10 protein-coding genes are annotated in these 14,951 nt (G+C 36.5%); 6 read left to right on the top strand and 4 right to left on the bottom strand.

The genetic code is table 11. The features are described from left to right. Positions 1-56: 56 nt before the first annotated feature. Complete coding sequence (locus tag IEV85_RS10575; protein WP_188463078.1) at positions 57-962, bottom strand: substrate-binding domain-containing protein; 906 nt, start codon at positions 960-962, stop codon at positions 57-59. A gap of 198 nt (positions 963-1,160) precedes the next feature. Between IEV85_RS10575 and IEV85_RS10570 the strand changes: the two genes are divergently transcribed. The 4 genes from IEV85_RS10570 (at position 1,161) to alr (ending at position 8,222) form a co-directional block, all read left to right on the top strand. Next, positions 1,161-3,470, top strand: a complete 2,310-nt coding sequence (locus IEV85_RS10570; RefSeq protein ID WP_188463076.1) for a transglycosylase domain-containing protein — start codon at positions 1,161-1,163, stop codon at positions 3,468-3,470. Between the two features lie 249 nt (positions 3,471-3,719). Then, a complete protein-coding gene (locus IEV85_RS10565) occupies positions 3,720-4,940 on the top strand; it encodes an ATP-grasp domain-containing protein (protein WP_188463074.1) in 1,221 nt (406 codons plus the stop codon). A 136-nt stretch (positions 4,941-5,076) separates the two neighbouring features. Beyond that, positions 5,077-7,071: a hypothetical protein gene (locus IEV85_RS10560; RefSeq protein ID WP_188463071.1), complete on the top strand. Its 1,995-nt coding sequence runs from the start codon at positions 5,077-5,079 to the stop codon at positions 7,069-7,071. Continuing rightward, positions 7,065-8,222: an alanine racemase gene (gene alr / locus IEV85_RS10555; protein WP_188463069.1), complete on the top strand. Its 1,158-nt coding sequence runs from the start codon at positions 7,065-7,067 to the stop codon at positions 8,220-8,222. The genes IEV85_RS10560 and alr overlap by 7 nt, the downstream gene beginning before the upstream one ends. 68 nt (positions 8,223-8,290) lie before the next feature. Here alr and IEV85_RS10550 read toward each other — a convergent pair whose 3' ends face one another. The 3 genes from IEV85_RS10550 to IEV85_RS10540 are packed head-to-tail and all read right to left on the bottom strand — an operon-like array spanning position 8,291 to position 12,251. Further along, complete coding sequence (locus tag IEV85_RS10550) at positions 8,291-10,606, bottom strand: PAS domain-containing protein (protein ID WP_188463068.1); 2,316 nt, start codon at positions 10,604-10,606, stop codon at positions 8,291-8,293. Between the two features lie 26 nt (positions 10,607-10,632). Next, a complete protein-coding gene (locus IEV85_RS10545; protein ID WP_188463067.1) occupies positions 10,633-11,004 on the bottom strand; it encodes a hypothetical protein in 372 nt (123 codons plus the stop codon). Next, positions 11,001-12,251 (bottom strand): sterol desaturase family protein, encoded by a 1,251-nt coding sequence (locus IEV85_RS10540; RefSeq protein WP_188463066.1) that lies wholly within the window; start codon positions 12,249-12,251, stop codon positions 11,001-11,003. Before IEV85_RS10540 ends, IEV85_RS10545 begins: the two co-directional genes overlap by 4 nt. Before the next feature lie 128 nt (positions 12,252-12,379). On the opposite strand from IEV85_RS10540, the gene IEV85_RS10535 reads away from it, so the two are divergent. Together IEV85_RS10535 and IEV85_RS10530 are read left to right on the top strand one after the other, a co-directional pair. Further along, a complete protein-coding gene (locus IEV85_RS10535) occupies positions 12,380-12,841 on the top strand; it encodes a hypothetical protein (RefSeq protein ID WP_188463065.1) in 462 nt (153 codons plus the stop codon). A gap of 237 nt (positions 12,842-13,078) precedes the next feature. Beyond that, positions 13,079-14,935: a DNA topoisomerase IV subunit B gene (locus IEV85_RS10530; protein WP_188463064.1), complete on the top strand. Its 1,857-nt coding sequence runs from the start codon at positions 13,079-13,081 to the stop codon at positions 14,933-14,935. Positions 14,936-14,951: the final 16 nt, after the last annotated feature.

Here is a 14,951-nt window from a genome sequence, read left to right as displayed (position 1 = left end):
GATTTTCATCATAACCAACAGTTAGCTTTTATGTTCTTGTTTTAACTGATAGATTTTTAAATACTGTTTCTTTGCCAGATTAACTGCTGAGTATCCTGAACGTAGCTGATAATCCCGGCTTCCGCCAATATATACACTACGTTTTTTAATACCTTATTGCTCACCCATCCATCGGTAGCCCACTCTGTGGCATGGTACCATTTGCTGGCATCTTCTTTTTTGATATTGTAGCGCTCGCTCACTAAATCAACTGCTGCTTCATTCTCCATAAATTGCGCACAGGATTTATGGATTATCCTTAGCACCTTAGAAATTTGTTTAGGTTTTTCTTTCGTAATTTTATTAGAGGCTGCTAAAACAAAACATGGCCAGGGCGTAACATATTCTCCTATTTTTCTCAGGATATTTTGTTGTACAAGCGGTTTTGTGGTGTACTTTTCCCAGTAAAAAACATCCGTTTCCAGGCTATTTAATGATTCTATAGCGCCCTGAAGGCTCTTCACTACTTTAAATTGTGATTCATCAATCTTTTTGTCTTTCATTAATGAATCCACTATAGGCATTAGATGAGAACCTGAGCCAAAGCGGCTTATCGCTATTCTTTTATCATAAATAGCATCATAGTTATCTAATGGGTTGTCTATTCCTGTATGAACTCCCCAGGTTAAAGGACTTTTAACATAGCCACTTACAATTTTGGAAGCACTTCCTTTTAAAATATTACTTACAATTCCTTCAGTAAGTACCGCACAGATATCGCAATCGTCATTTTCCAGTGCATCAGTCATTTCGCCTGTTCCACCTTCATACGTATTCCATACTACTTTTATGCCCGTCTCATCAAATGCACCTGATTCTAATGCCAGGTGAATAGGCAAATTAAAATGCTCGGGTACTCCTCCAATTCTTATTATATCCACAGATTGTAATCTTTTTTTGATGTACAAACATAGTATTTTCATTTGATGATCAGTAAAATGAATGCAGAGAATTTTAGTTGGTGCTAAGAATAAATTCAAAATCCGGCTCCTGAAACTATTTCAAAATTGGTTTAAGGAAAGAGAAATCTCTATGTAGAATTGGCGAGGAAGGCATTTTTTTAAATAAATCTGCACTATTAAGATCAAAATTACGTTCTTCGCAGGATATTAGATCAGGTTATGGCGAGAAAGAAAACTAAGCAATTAAAACATAAACTTTTAAAATATTTATTACTTACCATTGTCTCAGGCATTTTACTCATATTTGCCTTTATAGGTAGCATTCGTATAGGATTATTTGGAGCTCTGCCAGATAAGGAGCTTCTCTCTAAAGTAGAGAATCCTCAGGCCTCTGCTATTCTTGATGAAAATGGAAAAAACCTCGGTTATCTTTATAGGGTGTATCGTTCAGATGTTGCTTATAAAGATTTACCTGAAAACCTGATTGATGCCCTCGTAACCACTGAAGATGCACGTTTTTACAACCATAATGGTGTTGATTATCGAAGTCTCGGTAGGGTATTATTTAAAACAGTTCTTATGCAGGACCGGTCTGGCGGGGGAGGCAGCACTATTACCCAACAGTTGGTTAAAAATTTATTTCCTAGAGATTATGATAATAAATTAGGGCTATTGGTTACTAAAGTGAAAGAAGTGCTCATTGCACAAAGGCTGGAGGAAATCTATTCTAAAGAAGAGATTATTACTCTGTATTTAAATACCGTAAGCTTTCCTGATAATACCTTCGGAATAAAAGCGGCTTCACAGACCTTCTTTAATAAACCGGTTAATAAATTATCTGTTAATGAATCTGCAGTTCTGGTAGGCTCATTGAAGGCAAACCATACCTACAATCCCAGATTGTTTCCTGAACAAAGTAAAGAGAGAAGAAATGTGGTGCTTTACCAGATGAATAAGTATGGAAAGATTTCTCAGGAAGTTTATGAGCAGAAAATTAAGGAAGATATAAAACTGAATTATAATTCGGTTAAACCATCAGAAGGAATTGCCTCCTATTTAAGAGAGCAGGTAAGGAAACAACTTGCAAACTGGGTGGAAGAGTATAATCAGGATGCTGATGAACCCTTAGATATTTATGGAGATGGACTGGTTGTTCATACAACAATCAACAAAGAACTACAATTGTTAGCGGAAGCAGCAATGAAAGAACACATGGCTGTACTTCAAAAGGCATTTGAAGATAACTGGGGCCAAAGTGCTCCCTGGAATAAGCAGTCTGTTTATCAAAGAGAACTTGAGAAAACAGGTATTTATAAGCAATTGGTAGCTGAGGGTAAATCAGCAGCTGAAATTCAAAAAGCCATTAATCAGAAAAGTGAGAGAATAGCCTTCAGTTGGTCTGGTGATAAAGCAAAGCAGTTAAGTGTACTGGATAGCATCAAAAACAGCCTAAAAACATTACAAGCAGGATTTTTAGCAATGGAACCCTCCAATGGTGCTATAAAAGCCTATGTGGGAGGGGTTGATTTTGAGCATTTTAAGTATGATCATGTATTGCAAAGTAAAAGACAAGTAGGTTCAACATTTAAACCTTTTGTTTATGCTGCAGCCTTAGAAAGTGGCGTAAAACCATGTGATTATTTTCCGGCAAGTGATGTAACTTATTCAAACCTTGAAGGATGGACACCCACAAACAGTGATTCGGAGGATTATACCCACATTAATGTAACCATGCAGGAAGCTATGAGAAAATCAATGAATACAGTTTCTGTTCGGTTAATGGAAGAGTCAGGTATAGCAGAAGTACTTCAGTTGGCTAAGGATGCAGGAATAGAATCTGAGCTTCCTAAAGTGCCTTCCTTAGCATTGGGAACTGCCGAATTAAGTATGCTGGAACTAGCTAAAGCTTACACTACATTTTTAAATGGAGGTAAGCCTTCTGAGCCCTTTTTTATAACGAAAATCACTACACCTACAGGCAAGGTGCTGGCAGAATTTAAACCCAATGTTCACTCTGATGCTGCATTTTCTGATCAAACACGACAAATTATTTTAGAAATGATGCAGTCTGTTGTTCAAAGTGGAACCGCTTCAAGGTTGGGTTGGAAGTATAAACTGACCCAGGACATTGCAGGAAAAACGGGCACCACGCAAAATAATAAAGATGGATGGTTTGTAGGATTATTGCCCAACTTAGTAACAGTTTCCTGGGTAGGAGCAGACAATGGTGCCATAGGCTTTAGAAGTACTTCAATTGGGCAGGGGGCAAATTCTGCTTTACCTATTTTCGGCTTATTCATGCAGAAATTAAATACTGTTTCAGAGTTAAGAAGAAAATATAACCAGCAATTTGCAGCTCCCAGCAGTAGGGTGGTAAAGTTAATGGACTGTCCACCTACCAAAGAAGATGGCTTTTTCAAGAAACTTTTCACTAACGAAGAGAAAGCCAAAACCAAGAAATTTGATGAAGATGGGAAGCAGAATGATGGTCTTTTCAAAAAAATAAAGGGCATTTTCCAAAAGGATTAAAAACAGGTTTCTATAGCTTAACTGCTAAGGTTTCTCTCTCTTGTTTACTAAAAAGATGAAACATCTTATTGGTAAAATTACCCTTCTTTGCAGCTAAGACTTTATAAGTTTGCTAACCTGTATATCTGCCTACATGGCAACTCAAAAACACCATGTTCATATTTGACGATTGCATAGTAATATATCGCTTGTGCTAATTTCCTAGTTAATAAGGTATTAGTAATAATTTTCACCTTAAAATATAGAACTATGGCAAAATGTTTCGCACTAATGGGATGGAGTTTACCTGTAATTGAAAGTATGCAAAAGCTTAACAAGCCTTTTGTAGTGGTATCTTTTCCAGATTTCGAAAATTATGCAAAAGAAAATAACATTCCTTTTGTTTCTTACCAGTTTGATGAGTGGAGTGATACCTCAAACTCTCTTGATTTATTAGAAAAACTTAAACCTTTTGATGTAGATGTTGCGGTTCCTCTTTTTGAGGAGACAGTGGAATGGGCTGGTGCTTTAAATTCTATCTATCGAGATGACCCAAGGGTGTTGAATCGTGCCTTTCTCTTCCGAAATAAAGCAATGATGAAAAGGAAAGCATTGATTGGCGGCCTCAGAGTAGGTTTGTTTGAAGAAGTATACAATAAAGAAGGTGTTAAAGCTTTCATGAAAAGATTGAACCAGGCTAATCTTCAGGTAGATGGAGAAGAAGATAGTTGGGTACACATTAAACCTTTTGCGTCAGCAGGTACAGTAGGACATAGGTTGCTGAGATCTATGGCCGATGTTGATAACAAATGTGAAGATGAAGATTTCCCTTGCTTAGCCGAAAGCCATTTACCTGGTCAGGAATTTTCTTGCGAGGCCTACGTTCATGGTGGTAAAATTAGGTTTTTAAATATTACAGAATATGTAAAATTAGGCTATTCTAACTTTATCCCCGAAGGAAATCTTTTGCATACCAAGAGAGATAGAATAATGAAGGAAATGCAAAAATTGGTTGATATTTTCGGTATTCAATATGGTATGATACATCCTGAGTGGTTCCTTACTGAGGATGATACTTTAAGTTTTGGAGAAGTAGCATGCAGAATTCCGGGAGGACACATTTTAGAGCTGGCAGGAAAAGCATATGATTTTGATGCTTTAGGAGCATTTGTATTATGCCATGATCCTAGTTTAACTGAGGAAGAATTGAATGAAATACTTCCGCCAATAGATGCCAGGCCAAAGCAATTTTATGGTAATGTGATGATTTATCCTCATAAAAATCAGATTTCTAAACTTGAGATTCCGGATGAGTTAAAAGAAGAGCCTTATTTTCTGGATCACAACCTGGTGCCTCCTTTGACTACTCAAAAAATTAGTGACAGAGACGGATTTGGTAATCACTTTGGTACGGTAAATTTTAAAGGTGAAGATCCTGATAGAATGACCGAATTATTATTACACTATGAGGATGTCGACTTTTATCATTAAAAATTTAACTATTCTTCATCTATCTAAGGATGAAAAGAGTTGATAATTAAATAATTATTGAAATCAATCAATGTATTACTTGGGTTTACTTTAAAGGTAAACCACGAGTAATACATTTAAATTTTTTTAAAGTATAATGATGGATTCCACATTAACCGAAAGTAGTAGCCAAAAACTTAAAGAACTTATTCAAGAGTTATTGGAGTCAACTCCTTTAACAAGACAAGATAAAGCCCATCGCTTAATGGGGCAGGTAGATGTTTTAACTGATTCCGTTGAAGGTATTGCGATAGTTTATAAATCTATTGGAGAATTATCCGAAGCGGGAATTTTTGAGGAGTCTCCATGGGCTGATCCTTCTAAACTTGTAGGAGGCTTGGTGAATGGAACTTTGAAAAGTGGTCATCCTAATTCAACTATTGAGTTATTAAGTGAGCTTCGTTTACTTTCCATTGCTAAAGGCGATTATAAGACCAACCTTATTAATGCCAAGGAGGCAGAAAATTTTATCCAGGAAGTAATAGTTTCCAATTTAGAATTTGTATTTAATGAGCCTGTTGAAGAGACCCGCCTTATTATGAGCGAGCATGAATTGAAGAAGGTGCATAACCTCTTCAATTTTCTTTCCGGTCACATACATTTGGATGATGTGAAAGGAACACTGGCTGAAGAGTTGACACTAATTTGTGAACAAAGGCCTGTAGTAACTGAAAAGCAAAGAAAAATAATTGCTTTAGTAAAAGAAAAGATAGAGTTAAACCCGGAGAGGGAGGGTGATAAAAAATTATTAAGTTTTCAAAGGTGCATTTACAGACCAACCGATAACACAGCTAATAAGAGTGTAACAGAATATCAGGCATTATTAGAAAAGCTAAATAATACCGAATTATATGTAGAGGCCCAGGAAATGGGGCAGTCAATGCTGGAGTATGGGTTAGTGAGCCAGTATCATGCTGTTTTGCTTAAATTCTTAATTGAAAATGAGCATTTCCAGACAGTTCCCGTGGCACTAGGTTTAACACCTGTGGGAGAAACCCGCTGGAATGAGCTGACGGATTATCTTTCAGACTTAATCCTGAAAACAATTCATATTTACAATGCTCAATGCATTTACGGATTGGCTAAAATGTTGGAAAATGGTACTATTGCTAGAGAAGCTGTAAGATCAGGACTTTCCAATCTCAGTACGATAAAAATCAATAGTCAGGTGGAAGAAAGAATTTTGAAATCCACCAAAAATCCTCACCAGGCAGTAAGTGCCAGGCAGTACCTCATGGGGGCTCTTTTTAGAATATTAGGCCAGCCTTTAGGGGTGGGGCAGGGAAATAACCCTACCTGCCAAAGTGCACGCGGAATCAGCATGTGGAGCCAACATGCTCCTGCTAAATTAATCAATATGGTGCAGACAGCTGCAGTCACCAATGATTTGAGTTTTCGTTTTGAGGGCCAGGAAATTAAGGCCTCAGTAACGGGGCAGGGATTAGTCCAGAATCTTGACTATAACCTGGATGCTGTGTCTGTAACCCTGGTTCCTATGCTTGATAGGATTTATAATGAAATGATGGTAAGGGCATCAGGCAGAGCAGAGGACCCTCATAAATGGGTAAATCCTGCGTTATATGGGCAATGGATTCAAATTGGCTTTGCTTCTGCTTATGATTACTTTTCTAACGCAATCGTGGATTTTGATGGTTTTGTAAGAGTTTTTTATGCAATGTGTCACCCTGATTTCAATGGGGGACACAGGTTAATTTATCCTAATCCGGTAGGGATATTTATCACAAGTTCAAAGGGGGATATGCTGGGTTTTCATGCAGTTTCCCTTCTAAGGGTGGACAAAGACCCGGGAGGAAAATTCCGAGCTTACTTTTTAAATCCTAATAATGAAGGCAGACAGGATTGGGGACAAGGTATTAAACCTTCCGTGTTTGGGAATGGAGAAGTACATGGGGAGTCTTCTCTGCCGTTGCATGAATTCGCAGCAAGAACTTATGCATTTCATTTTAATGACCTGGAAGCAGAAAACATGGTAGATAATATACCGGCTGCTGAAGTGGAAAAAGTAAAAAAATTAGCTAAGGAGAGTTGGGGAAAATCATATACCTGGCTGGAAACAAAGAAAAAATGGTAAAACATTCATCGAGAATAGAATTAAAACAATCAGCATATAAAAATAATGTCAATTTTATCAGAAAGAAGATTGGTGACCATGCCATTCTTTCTTCTGTTGTTAAAGCTAATGCTTATGGCCATGGTATAGAAACTTTTGTTCCTATGGCGGAAAAATGTGGAATTAAGCATTTTTCTGTAGCCTCGGCTTTTGAGGCAGAAGAGGTTCATAATGTGTGCAGTCCGGAAACCGAAATTATGATTATGGGAATCATGTATGAGGAAGATATTCCATGGGCTATTGAAAATGATGTTTCTTTCTTTGTATATAATTATGACAGATTACCCAAGACCTTAGCTGCTGCTAAAAAGATTGGTAAACCTGCTAAAGTGCATATTGAGGTAGAAACAGGTGCTAATAGAACTGGAATGCAGAAATCTGAATTCCCCAAAACTCTCAATTTCCTGCTTAAGAATAAAGAGCATGTTATTTTTGAAGGATTGTGTACGCATTTTGGTGGTGCTGAAAGCAGATCTAATGATTTTAAAATAGAAATGCAGCATAAGCGGTACAAAGATTTTCTTAAACAATGTAGAGATAAAAAAATAACACCAAATCTAAAACACATAGCGTGTTCTGCTGCAGCTTTAGCTATGCCTGATACTGTTTATGACATGGTAAGAATAGGAGTGGCTCAGTATGGCTTTTGGCCTAGTCCTGAAATTTATTATGCACACCTGAACGAGGTGAATAAAAAAGCTGATGCCGCTTTAAAACGCATATTTAGTTGGAAAACAGATATAATGGATATCAGAGATGTACAGCAGGGTGAGTTTATCGGATACGGTACTGCTTTTCAGGCCACGCATCAAATGAAGATCGCTGTAATGCCTTTAGGTTATTCCAATGGTTATCCGAGGGCTCTGTCAAACAGAGGGCACGTACTTATAGATGGTAAGAAAGCCCCAATTGTAGGCCTGATTAATATGAACCTTTTTATGGTGGACATTTCTCACATTCCTGTAGCAAAAATAGGGGATGAAGTAGTTCTTATAGGAAGACAAAACAACAATGTTATTAATGTTTCCAGCTTTACAAATAGTACGCAATTACTTAATAACGAGATGCTTAGTAGGTTGCCTTCAGTAATTCCCAGAACGGTAGTTAGATGATATCATTACTTTTTAAATAAGAAAAGCGCCCGAGTGAGCGCTTTTCTTTTTAATTTGTAGCAGGTATTTTATTTTCCTTTCAGCTTTTCAAGCTCACCTTTTAGCTTTACAAGTTCTTCCTTCATATTTCGTTCGCTCGTTATATCCTTTGAGATAGTAATCACTCCAATTATTTTCCCCTTAGCCCCCATTATAGGTTCACAACGCGATTTATAGATGTTCTTAACACCTTTATTTTCTCTAGTCTCTTCAAACTCAAGTTTTTCACCAGCTAATGCCTTATCAAACCTTTCCTTCCAGATTTCCGGTAAAATAGACAATATATTTTGACCCTGCTCAAGTTTGATTCCTGACAATTCATATTCCTTTTTGAGAATATCGTTAGCAATTAGAATATTATAATCTGAATCTATAGCAAAGAAAGAATCGGTAGTTGTGTTGATCATCCCGTCAATAACATAGCCTCTTTGCTGCATCTTTTCCACTACTTCATCTTTTTGAATTTCCAGATTTTTCTGCTCAGTAATGTCCCTGGAGAATATTGTTGCTCCTGAAATTCTTCCATTAGTTTCTTCAATAGGATGAATGTCATAATGCCTGTAGGTATCTTCACCTTTTACACTACTTTTAATGGTAAATGATAACTTTTCACCTGCAAAAACCCGGTCATAATAATTTTTCCATTCCTCCCGCACGTCTCCTAACATATCTAAAGCATTGCTGCCTTCAGTCATCTTCTCATACTGCGTACCCTTATATCTGTTTTTAATTACGTTGTTCATAACTAAAATAGTATAATCCGTATCAATTAGTATAATTGAATCAGTAGTATTGTTGATGAGGGCATGAAGTGAGGACTCCTTATTACCCATTTCCGCCTGTGCTCTTGCCATTTCTTCCTGTGTGGCTTCCATTTCTTCCATATTCTGGCGCATTTCCTCTTCCTGCGCTCTCATCTGCTCAGTCATGGATTGAGATTCTTCCAACAATACTTTTGTACGTTCGTTAATTTTCGCATTAGCTATAGTGGATGCTATATTTTCTCCTAACTTCTCAATAAACTCTATTCTATATTGAGGAATGGGCTGTATAGAAGCAATCTCTACTACTCCCTTTGTTTCACCGTTAATTTTTAGTGGTACAATTAAAATACATTTTGGAAGTGTATCGCCCAGTCCTGATTTTATCTCAATATAGTTGTCTGGTACCTCTGTCAGATAAATTCTATCTCCTTCCTGTACCGATTGTCCAACAAGGCCTTCACCAATTGATATTTCTTTTTTAAGTCTTTTCTTTCTTTCATAAGCATAAGCCGATTCCAGCACAATTTTGGGCTCTTCATCATCGCTATCAGGTTCGGTAAGTACAAAAAGAGCTCCCTGATTCGCTTCCATGTATTTAACCAGGTTGGATATAATCTGATATGAAAGTTCTTCTATATTATCGTTATTGTTCCTTAAAATGTCAGCAAATTTTGCCAGTCCTTCAGATACCCAATTCCTTTCTCTGTCAGCAATAGCAGAGCTCTGCATTTGGTCGCGCATTTTTAGCAATGAATTAGCTAAAGAGTTACTTTCATTTTCTGCAATACCTTTGTATTCGGCATCTAATTTGCCTTGCCCTATTTTTGTGGTGAAGTCAGTGGCATTTTTGAGAATATCTGCAAGCTCATTAATATTTTTTGCAATGTATCCAAGTTCATTTCTATTATTAATCTCAATCTTTTGAGAAAGATTACCTACAGCCAATTCTCTTGTCGTAAGGGAGATCTTATATATAGGGGTCATAATTAAATATCTCACTAGCAAATAAATAAAACCGATTAATAACAGAATATAAAGCACAAGAATGATATAAGCAGTTGTTTCTTCACGGGACTCCTTTTTTGCCAAATCATACACAGCTGTTTCAAGTTTCACCGCATTTTTTAGAAAGAGCTGAAATTTATTTTCTAGTTCATTAGCAATGGAATTCAGCGAGGTTTGCCCATCTTTCCATGAAAAGATCAAGTTTTTGTAGGCATCCCAACTTATCTGCACTTTTTTTAACTCATCTTTAACTTCTCCTTTTTGGGCTCTCACAGTTATTTTATCCTTTCCTTTAAGGAAGCTGTCGCCTTTTTGAAAAGTATAAATAATATTTTCAATTTCTCTGATTTTATTCTCAACAACTTCTTCATTTTGAGAGAGCATATCAGGATGAAGAGGTAGAGCAATCGTACTTAAATTCCCTAATTTTTCTGTTCTAAATAAAGTTTCATCCGAATAACCGAATGTAGAATAGACATAGAAAACTGCTACGGCCAGAATTGTCAACCCTGCTCCAAGTATGTAGGCTAGCTTTCTTATTTTCCAATCCTTAATATTTCTTGTGATTTTTCCCATTTAATTTAAAATGACTACAGTGATTATTATTTTATCTTTTGAATATTAAAATCAATTGCCTGGTCCAGGGCGTTGAACCGAATATAAAATGCTTTGAAATACTGATTTTCATAATTTTCGCAATTCATTCCAGGTTCCAGGTGATAGATAAAAAACTTTTGGCTTCTTTCATATAATTCGTGTTGATCTGCTTGGCCTAACAGGCTAATCACCTCGTTCTGAGATAGTCCCTTCAATTTATCTTTCTGAGATAAAAGAGTATCTACCACCGTAATCCGATAGCTTTCGCAGCCTCCCTTATCAGCTTTCCATTGTTCAGGATTAATATTTTCAAGATCAGGAATATCAGAACAGGCCATTAAAAACAGCATGTAAGTAAAGAGCAGCGGGTTTCTCATTGAGTGGTGTTGGTATTAGTAGTAGCTTTGAGTGTTATTCCTTTAAACATTCTAAAATAGAGAAGAAGTCCTGTTGAAAGACACGTATAGAGGAGTAATCCATACAATACAGCATCATTTTCATTACTCAAAATTAGAAACCAAATTGAAATAGGAGTTATAATTAGTCGAAAAAGTTCCAAAAATAATGAGTATTTATTTTCCTCCAATAATAAACCGCAGGTAACAACGCTGAAAATAATAAGTGATACAGCTATTAGTTGCTGTAAAATGTTTAATTTCTCTGCCTGAAATAAGAAAAATGCTGTACCACCTAAAACTAACAGGTATTGAATAAATACATATAAACTGGTCTGAGCATCTGCTTTTTTATCATATTTTAAATCAGTTTCTGCATTTATTTCTGGAATGGCCATTTGTCCCCCCATGTCAACGGGCCTCCAACCTGGTTTGTTAAATACATAATTGAATTTATTTCTGAATCCTTTCATTTGCTTAAGTCCATCGGCCATTTCTACATAATGCTGCAGATTAACCCATACAGGATTCCAGCTGGCAGTTTGTTTTGTTATTCCATAGGTAGGTTTTTCTTCCTCTTCCTGAAAAGTACCAAACATTCTATCCCATATAATAAATACTCCTGCATGGTTTTTATCTATGTATTTAGGATTTCTTCCATGGTGCACACGGTGGTGGGAGGGGGTATTCATTACCCATTCCACAGGTCCTAGCTTCCCAATGGTTTCAGTATGAATCCAGAACTGGTAAACAGTGACAAGCCCTGACATTAATACAAAGCTTAACGTATCGAACCCTAAAACAGCTAAAGGGAGATAGAAGAAAAAAGTCCAGAAAATTTGAAAAGATCCTTGACGGAGAGCAACAGAAAAATTGTAATCCTCACTTTGGTGATGCACCACATGGCCACCCCAGAAGAGATTGATTTCATGACTTTTACGATGTGCCCAGTAGTAACAAAAATCAGCCAGTACAAATAAAATCAGCAGGTTGTACCAGGTAGGGAGAATTTCAAAGAGGGCAAAATTTTCGTACACTAACTGGTAAGCCGAAATACTTAATACTTTAAAGAAGATACCGGTAACTTGCTGCGTAATACCACAGCTGATGTTAGTTATAGCATCATTCAACCTGTAAATTCTGTATTTTCTAATAGCTTGTATAGCTAATTCAATACCTATTAAAGCAAAATATACAGGAATAGATAATATAATAGGATTGAAGTCCATAATATAAAATGTTTAAAATAAAAAAGAGTTTAACCATCTTTTTCGAAATATAACATTTTGAATAAAAACATCCTTGAAAAATGGTGAAATACTCGATAAACACTTTAATTTTGCGCCAAATAGATTTTATGGAAAGAATAGCACGTGCATTTTTAGCTTTTACCGGGTTCGGATATGTTGTTTTACTTTTTTATGCGTATGCATATTTTGCAGATGAGACAGTAGTAAGATTAAATCTGGATAGTGAGGTTTACAAATTTAGCAATAACACGTTGTTTTACACAGGATTAGTTATTCCTGCGGTCATTATTATAGTATGTTACTCTCTGGGCAACCTCATTAAAAAGCAGTCTGTTTCTTCTAACTCCTACTTTAAAAATGAAAAAGCTCAAAGAAGTCTTTACAGCTGGAGTGTGAGTTTAGCAGGTGCTTTCAACCTTTTCTTTTCTGCTTTATTAACAGCTATTATTTTCACTAACAATCAGGAAGGCTTTCAGCAGAATGGTTATATTCCTCTTTTAGTGGGGAGCTTGGTAATAATTTTGTTCTGGATAATTTGGCTTCCTCTGATTTTAAGAAAAAATAAATAATTTTTTTTTAATCAATTGTCCTGTTAAAATTCTACTTCAGAAATGTTTTTCTAAAGAACTCATTATCAATTCTATTTGTGTAATGAGTTCATGTAATACTTACATAATATTAGTATTGATTTTTTATTTAACTAGTCCATTTCTGGCAAAGGGTATTATTTTAAAAGCTTTAAAATTTCAAAAAGCTTTGTAATTTTAAAATTTGAGTCAGAATTTTCATTCAAGATAAATACGCAGATGGCAGACGTTCAATATACCGAAGATAGTATTAAATCATTAGACTGGAGAGAGCATATCAGGCTCAGACCTGGTATGTACATTGGAAAGCTGGGAGACGGTTCTTCTCCGGATGATGGAATTTATGTTTTGGTAAAGGAGGTAATAGATAACTCCATTGATGAGCACATGATGGGCTTCGGTAAAACCATCGAAGTTAAAATCAGTGATCAACGTGTGGAAATCCGTGATTACGGAAGAGGCATTCCTTTAGGCAAGGTAGTGGACTGTGTAAGTAAAATTAACACAGGAGGTAAATACGATTCTTCAGCATTTCAAAAGTCGGTAGGATTAAATGGAGTGGGTACTAAAGCAGTGAATGCCCTCTCAGGTTATTTTAAGGTACAGGCATTCAGGGAGGGGAAGACCAAAATAGCAGAGTTTGAGAGGGGAATCATTAAAACTGACTCTGAGATTACTTCTTCAAGTGGAAGAAATGGTACTTTTATAGCATTTGAGCCTGATACAACCATTTTTAAAAACTATCATTTTATTCCGGGATTTTTGGAAGAGCAAATCTGGAATTATGCCTTTCTTAATGCAGGCTTAACAATAAATTTTAATGGTGAAAAATTTCATTCGGCCAGAGGTTTGTATGACTTGCTTGAGAGAAAGACGGACGAAGAAAATAACCGCTATCCAATCATTCAGTTGAAGGGGGATGACATTGAAATAGCAATGACCCATGCTAACCAGTACGGAGAAGAGTATTATTCTTTTGTGAATGGGCAGAACACCACCCAGGGAGGTACACATTTAATTGCATTTAAAGAAGCTGTTGTAAGGACTATACGTGACTTTTACGGCAAGAATTATGATCCTTCAGATATCAGACAAAGTATTGTGGCCGCTGTAGCTGTGCGGGTACAAGAGCCAGTGTTTGAGTCTCAAACTAAAACTAAACTGGGCTCTCAGAATGTGGCACCGGACGGACCAACAATGAGAACTTTCATCAATGACTTTGTGAAAAAGGCCCTTGATGATTTTTTACATAAGAATCCTGAAACGGCAGATGCTTTGCATAAAAGAATTATGCAATCTGAGCGAGAGCGCAAAGACATGGCAGGTATTAAAAAGCTAGCCAATGACAGAGCAAAGAAAGCCAACTTGCACAACAAGAAGCTGAGAGATTGCAGGGTGCATTATGATACCAACCACGATAATAAAGATAATACCATGATTTTTATTACCGAGGGAGACTCCGCGTCTGGTTCAATTACAAAGTCAAGAGATGTTCAGACCCAGGCGGTGTTTAGCTTAAGAGGTAAGCCTTTGAATTGCTATGGCAAAACAAAGAAGCTTGTATATGAAAACGAGGAGTTTAATCTTTTACAACATGCATTAAATATTGAAGAAGGATTGGAAGGGTTACGCTACAGGAAAGTAATTATAGCTACTGATGCGGATGTTGATGGTATGCATATTCGCCTGCTGTTGATGACTTTCTTTCTACAGTTCTTTCCTGATTTAGTGCGTGACGGACATTTATATATTCTTGATACTCCGCTTTTCAGGGTGAGGAATAAGAAAGAAACTATCTACTGCTATACAGACGAGGAGCGAAGAAATGCCATTGCGAAACTAGGAAATAAGCCAGAGATCACTCGTTTTAAAGGTTTGGGCGAAATATCTCCTGAAGAATTTGGAGAATTTATCAATGAGAATATTAAACTGGATCCTATTATTTTAAATAACCAGACCAAAATAAAAGATTTGTTGAGCTTTTACATGGGAACCAATACCATGGAAAGACAGCTTTTTATTATTGATAAATTAAGAATAGAAAAAGACCTGGAAGAAGTGATTGGCACTGTTTAATAAAAGTATTTCTGAT

It is taken from the genome of Marivirga lumbricoides (assembly GCF_014636295.1).
GTDB classification, from domain to species: Bacteria; Bacteroidota; Bacteroidia; order Cytophagales; family Cyclobacteriaceae; genus Marivirga; species Marivirga lumbricoides.
Note: the sequence above shows the minus strand (reverse complement) of the source record. Positions and strands in the feature narration are given on the sequence as shown.

Bases quoted from the DNA above. Each gene is read 5' to 3' on its own strand.
- IEV85_RS10560 (WP_188463071.1), top strand. From the start codon at position 5,077: ATGATGGATTCCACATTAACCGAAAGTAGTAGCCAAAAACTTAAAGAA.
- IEV85_RS10535 (WP_188463065.1), top strand. From the start codon at position 12,380: ATGGAAAGAATAGCACGTGCATTTTTAGCTTTTACCGGGTTCGGATAT.
- IEV85_RS10565 (WP_188463074.1), top strand. From the start codon at position 3,720: ATGGCAAAATGTTTCGCACTAATGGGATGGAGTTTACCTGTAATTGAA.
- alr (WP_188463069.1), top strand. From the start codon at position 7,065: ATGGTAAAACATTCATCGAGAATAGAATTAAAACAATCAGCATATAAA.
- IEV85_RS10575 (WP_188463078.1), bottom strand. From the start codon at position 962: ATGAAAATACTATGTTTGTACATCAAAAAAAGATTACAATCTGTGGAT.
- IEV85_RS10550 (WP_188463068.1), bottom strand. From the start codon at position 10,606: ATGGGAAAAATCACAAGAAATATTAAGGATTGGAAAATAAGAAAGCTA.
- IEV85_RS10530 (WP_188463064.1), top strand. From the start codon at position 13,079: ATGGCAGACGTTCAATATACCGAAGATAGTATTAAATCATTAGACTGG.
- IEV85_RS10540 (WP_188463066.1), bottom strand. From the start codon at position 12,251: ATGGACTTCAATCCTATTATATTATCTATTCCTGTATATTTTGCTTTA.
- IEV85_RS10570 (WP_188463076.1), top strand. From the start codon at position 1,161: ATGGCGAGAAAGAAAACTAAGCAATTAAAACATAAACTTTTAAAATAT.
- IEV85_RS10545 (WP_188463067.1), bottom strand. From the start codon at position 11,004: ATGAGAAACCCGCTGCTCTTTACTTACATGCTGTTTTTAATGGCCTGT.